This is a genomic window from Mycobacterium sp. 1423905.2, from assembly GCF_001673155.1.
Lineage (GTDB): Bacteria > Actinomycetota > Actinomycetes > Mycobacteriales > Mycobacteriaceae > Mycobacterium.
This window is the reverse complement of the sequence record NZ_LZLE01000113.1, coordinates 1-4,487: the sequence shown is the minus strand read 5'-3', so window position 1 is coordinate 4,487 and position 4,487 is coordinate 1. Positions and strand designations below refer to the sequence as shown.

General features: G+C 65.2%; 4 protein-coding genes and 1 pseudogene. 2 read left to right on the top strand and 3 right to left on the bottom strand.

Annotated elements, in window-relative coordinates:
- Positions 1-1,377: pseudogene (locus tag A9W95_RS06165) on the bottom strand (HAMP domain-containing protein); the annotation flags it as partial.
- A 244-nt stretch (positions 1,378-1,621) separates the two neighbouring features.
- The gene (locus A9W95_RS06160; RefSeq protein WP_067409742.1) at positions 1,622-2,575 is read right to left on the bottom strand and encodes a helix-turn-helix transcriptional regulator; all 954 of its coding nucleotides are present in this window, start codon (positions 2,573-2,575) and stop codon (positions 1,622-1,624) included.
- A 208-nt stretch (positions 2,576-2,783) separates the two neighbouring features.
- Here A9W95_RS06160 and A9W95_RS06155 point away from each other — a divergent pair, with 208 nt between their 5' ends.
- Positions 2,784-3,254, top strand: coding sequence for a tRNA (cytidine(34)-2'-O)-methyltransferase (locus A9W95_RS06155; protein WP_067409744.1), 471 nt, complete (start codon positions 2,784-2,786; stop codon positions 3,252-3,254).
- Between the two features lie 23 nt (positions 3,255-3,277).
- On the opposite strand, the gene A9W95_RS06150 is transcribed toward A9W95_RS06155, so the two are convergent.
- Positions 3,278-3,922 (bottom strand): nitroreductase family protein, encoded by a 645-nt coding sequence (locus A9W95_RS06150; protein WP_067409741.1) that lies wholly within the window; start codon positions 3,920-3,922, stop codon positions 3,278-3,280.
- A gap of 24 nt (positions 3,923-3,946) precedes the next feature.
- Here A9W95_RS06150 and A9W95_RS06145 point away from each other — a divergent pair, with 24 nt between their 5' ends.
- Positions 3,947-4,354 carry a TIGR03667 family PPOX class F420-dependent oxidoreductase gene (locus tag A9W95_RS06145; RefSeq protein WP_067409739.1) on the top strand — a complete coding sequence of 136 codons (408 nt, stop codon included), beginning with the start codon at positions 3,947-3,949 and terminating at the stop codon, positions 4,352-4,354.
- The last annotated feature ends 133 nt before the right edge of the window (positions 4,355-4,487 follow it).

The following is a 4,487-nucleotide window of genomic DNA, read 5'->3' as shown; positions in this document are numbered from 1 at the left end:
CCGCGCCGCCAGGTGATCCAGCCGAAAGAGGTTGTCCAGCCGCTCGGGGTCTTCTTCGTTGCGCTCCAGCCGGTCGATGAGCTGCAGCTGCTGGTCCACCAGCGAGCGGCTGCGCCGCGACATCGTCTCGAACATGTCGTTGACCAACAGCCGCAGCCGCGCCTCGTCACCGGCGAGCAGCAGCGCCTGGGTGTGCAGCTCGTCGACCGCGTGGGCCACCTGACCGATCTCTTCGGTGGTGTAGACGGCCAGCGGCTCGGGAACGGGTTCGGCGCCGTTGCGGACCCGGTCGATCTCGCCTTCCAGGTCGGTATGGGCAACTTTGAGTGCGCCGTCGCGGAGCACCCGTAACGGCTTGACCAGCGCCCGGGCCACCAGCAGCACGATGGCCAGCGCGATGACGATGGCGGTCAGCGCCAGCACGGCGTCGCGTACCGCGGCGTCCCGGCGGGCGTTGGCCTGCGCGCCCACCCACTTCGTCACCGAGTTCGTGGTGTCGGCGATCACCTGTTCGGCGATGCCCCGGGTGACTTGTATCGACTGCAGCAGCTCTGGATTGTCGACCAACGTGCTGGCCGGGTCGGACATGATCGCCATCCGGCTGACGAGTTGCTGTTGCAAGTTCTTGGCTTCCGAGGAGCCGACGCCGAGCACCCCGCTCATCCCGAACAGCGTCGACGGTTCGGTCCCGGCCAAGGTAATCATCGACGTGCGCAGCTGCGGCTCGGGCAGGTCGGCGCCGCGAGTGACCAGGATCTCCTGCATGGTCATCTGGCCGCGGGCGCCGACGGCGCGGCTCAAGCCCTGGGCCTGGCCCCTGACCCGGTCGCTGTCGACCTGCACCGAGGCATCGATCGCGTTCTCCGCCGTCAACAGCAAGGGCGCGTAGGTGGTGATCCGGTCGCGCAGGCCGATGCTGTTGTCGAGCACCTTGTCCAGGAGCGCCTGACCGCTGTTGAGCAGCGTGTTGCCGCCCGAACGCACGTCGGCGATCACGTCGGTGTCGGCCAGCCGGGTCTGCAGCTCGAATTTGCGGGCCGCGAAGTTCTTCTTGGCGCCTTCGACGTCGCGTCCGGTGGAGCCGGCCAGCAAAGCGACGTCCAACGCGGACATGTACTTGGTGATGGCCGGTATGACGTTGGCGCGGGCGGCGGCCAGTCGCAAAGTGTTGGAGTTCGTCCATTCGCTCTGCACCCGCAGGGCGCCGAACACCGTCGCCAGCAGCAGCGGCACCAGCGCGATCGCGAAGACCTTCCAGCGCACCGGCCAGTTGCGCAGCGACCACGCCGGGGGGCGTTTTTGCTCGGAAGCGGAAGCGGCCGATGTGCCGGGGGGAACCGCCGCGACCGGAGGGGTCGGGCGGGCGAACATGGTCATGTGCAGGCGGCCGTGCCGCCGGCCGCTCCCCTATTTGATGGCGCTCGGAAATACGATCGGCTCATGAGACTTCCTGCTTTATTCCGCCCGCCCCGGCGGATGGGCACGAACGTAAACGCCTGACAATCCGACGAGTATGACAGCCCACAGCCGAGGTCTCCACAATTGTTACTGAGCAGATAACCTTCAGCGCAACGGGGCCGTAATCGCGCCCGTACCGTGACCCAAGTCCCTATTCGGCGTGCTAGTTGCGCAGGGCCGCATGCGGGGATTGGCCGTAAGTTTGCCGGTAATAAACTGCGAACCTGCCCACGTGCGCGAAGCCCCACCGATTGGCGATTCTCTTCACAGTGCAATCAGCTCGACTCGAGTCGAGCAGTTCGCGATGAGCTTGCTCAAGCCGAATTCGCCGCAGGTATTCCATCGGGGTGCAGTCCAGATGTTGGCGGAACATGTACTGCAGTGCACGCGGTGTCACATAGATGTGCTCGGCGATGTCGCTTAACGAAATGTCGGTGCGCGCGTTGTCGTCCATGTATGCCATGGCCCGGCGCAGCAGCACCGGTTTGGTGGCGTCTCGACGGTCGGTACCGGTCGGCTCGACGACGGCGTTGTTGGGGAAGGTGTGCAGAGTGGTCGCAGCCAGGTGCGACGCCGCATTGCCGACGAGCAACGGTGAGGAGGTGGCGTGCGGGTCAGCCAGGACATGGTTGCCCAAGTAGTCCAGAAGCCCATTGAGCCGATCGGCGGCCGCCTGGGAGACTGGCCGATGACCCGTAAGCCGCACCGGCTCCACGCGGTGCTGGGCCGCTGCTGTGGCGACGCGACCCAACGCCTTGGGGTCGAAACCCGTCAGCTTGTAGCGGGCGTGGCAGACGCGTCCGGAGAACGGCCGCTCCGGCAAAGACACCAGCGTGAGGTCCCCGGGTGCGAAAACATCCTGCGGTTGGTCGGCAAAGTCCTCTTCAATCTGGCCACTTTCGACCCGGCATAGCACGACGCGTTCCAGTGGATTCGCGTCGTAACTCATGTCATAGGTGAAGTGCAGCTGATCGAAGTTGACCGGCCCCAGCCAGCGCCGTTCGATGCGTGCCCGGGACTGCTCGCCCTCGCCGTCGATACGCATCTTGGTGTACGCCCGGCCCAGGAATTCCTCGGTCTCGCTGATGTCAGTGCTGTCGAAGTCGAGATCTTGCATGTGGCTTTCGCCTCTTCCACTGCGAGCGACCCGTCGACGGTTGGCGCGGCAGGAAATGCGCGTCTCAACGTTTTGGTGCTCTGGGCTGTGCGTCGGCCGACCTTCGCCGCAGTTCTAGCTGACGAGGGGCCAAACACCGTAGACCCAGCCTAGTCGCACTTGAGTCCAATGACTAGCGGTCACGTTCGGCCGTTGGGAGGATGCCGTGGTGTTCAGGCTTTTGTTTTATTCCCCGCGCATCCCGCCCAACACGGGAAACGCCATCCGTACCGCCGCCGCCACGGGCTGCGAGTTGCACTTGGTGGAACCGCTGGGTTTTGACTTGTCCGAACCGAAACTGCGGCGCGCGGGTCTGGATTACCACGACCTGGCCTCGGTCGTCGTCCACGCCTCGCTGGACCAGGCATGGTCGGCGTTGGCGCCGGCACGGGTGTTCGCGTTCACCGCTCAGGCCAGCTCACATTTCGCCGACGTTTCCTATCGGCCCGGCGACGTGCTGATGTTCGGTCCCGAGCCAACCGGGCTGGATGCCGCGACGCTGGCCGACCCGCACATCACCGAACGGGTGCGCATCCCCATGCTGGCGGGCCGGCGGTCGCTAAACCTGTCCAACGCCGCGGCCGTCGCCGTTTACGAGGCGTGGCGCCAGCACGGATATGCCGGAGCCATGTCGCGATGAGTAACGACGGGAAAGCCGGCTAGCTACCACCTGTTCCAGTGCGTCACGCTCTCGGCCGGCAGCCGCTTGGCCGGCCGGAAGTCGGTGCCTTTGGTGTAAGCGATCGGGAACAGTCCGCCCTGGCTGTAGGTGTCGTAGGGAATGCCGAGCACGTCGGCCACCGCCCGCTCGCCGTCATTGAGCAGATGCAGCGTCGTCCAGCACGAGCCGAGCCCGCGTGAGCGCAGCGCCAGACAAAAGCTCCACACCGCCGGGAACAACGACGCCCAGAACGACACACCGCCCATCGGCTGCTTGGACTCCCGCCCTTCCAGGCACGGGATCAACAGCACCGGCGCCTCATGCATGCGCTCGGCGAGATAGGTCGCCGAATCGCGGACCGCGCCCATCCGCTCACCGCGGGTGTCGCCTTCGGGATACTTGCGTCCCGGTGCGTTGAGGTAGGCCCGCGCGTTGGCCAGGTACACGTCACCGATCGCCTTCTTCTGGTCGGAGTCCTCGACGAAAACCCATTGCCAGCCTTGCGCATTCGAGCCGGTGGGCGCCTGCAGCGCCAACTCGAGGCATTCCATAAGTACCTCCCGCGGCACCGGCTTCTCGAAATCGAGGCGCTTGCGAACCGAGCGGGTGGTGCGCAGAACTTCATCAACGGACAGGTTGAGGGTCATGTCCGGAGACTACATTCGGACACCATGATCAATCTCTCCCCGGAGGTTTCCGACCGTTTGCGCTCCGACCACTATGGGTGGCTGACCACCGTCGCCAAGTCCGGGCTGCCGGTGCCGCGCCTGGTCTGGTTCTTCTACGACGGCACCGACTTGACGGTGTATTCAATGCCCAACGCCGCCAAGGTCACTCACATCGAGGCACGTCCGGAGGTCAGTCTCAACCTCGATTCCGACGGCAACGGGGGCGGCATCATCGTGATCGGCGGGACCGCCGTCGTGGACGAGATGGGCGTCGACTGTCGAGAAGACCAACCGTACTGGTCGAAATACCGCCAGCTTGCCGACCAGTTCGGCCTCACCGACGCGATGGCCGACTACAGCACTCGATTACGGATCGCGCCGACCAAAGTCTGGACGACACCGACCGCCTAATCGTCGTGGTCTGTGGACACTGACACCGACCGCCACGCGTCGATGTCGGCCTGCAGTTGCTGAATCTTCTCCTCCACCGCCTGCACGCAGTCACTGCCCAGCAGCAGGTGCAGCGGCGGGTTGGGCACCGAGG

Excerpts from the sequence above, each read along its gene's own strand:
- A9W95_RS06160 (WP_067409742.1), bottom strand. The coding sequence starts at position 2,575 with ATGCAAGATCTCGACTTCGACAGCACTGACATCAGCGAGACCGAGGAA.
- A9W95_RS06150 (WP_067409741.1), bottom strand. The coding sequence starts at position 3,922 with ATGACCCTCAACCTGTCCGTTGATGAAGTTCTGCGCACCACCCGCTCG.
- A9W95_RS06145 (WP_067409739.1), top strand. The coding sequence starts at position 3,947 with ATGATCAATCTCTCCCCGGAGGTTTCCGACCGTTTGCGCTCCGACCAC.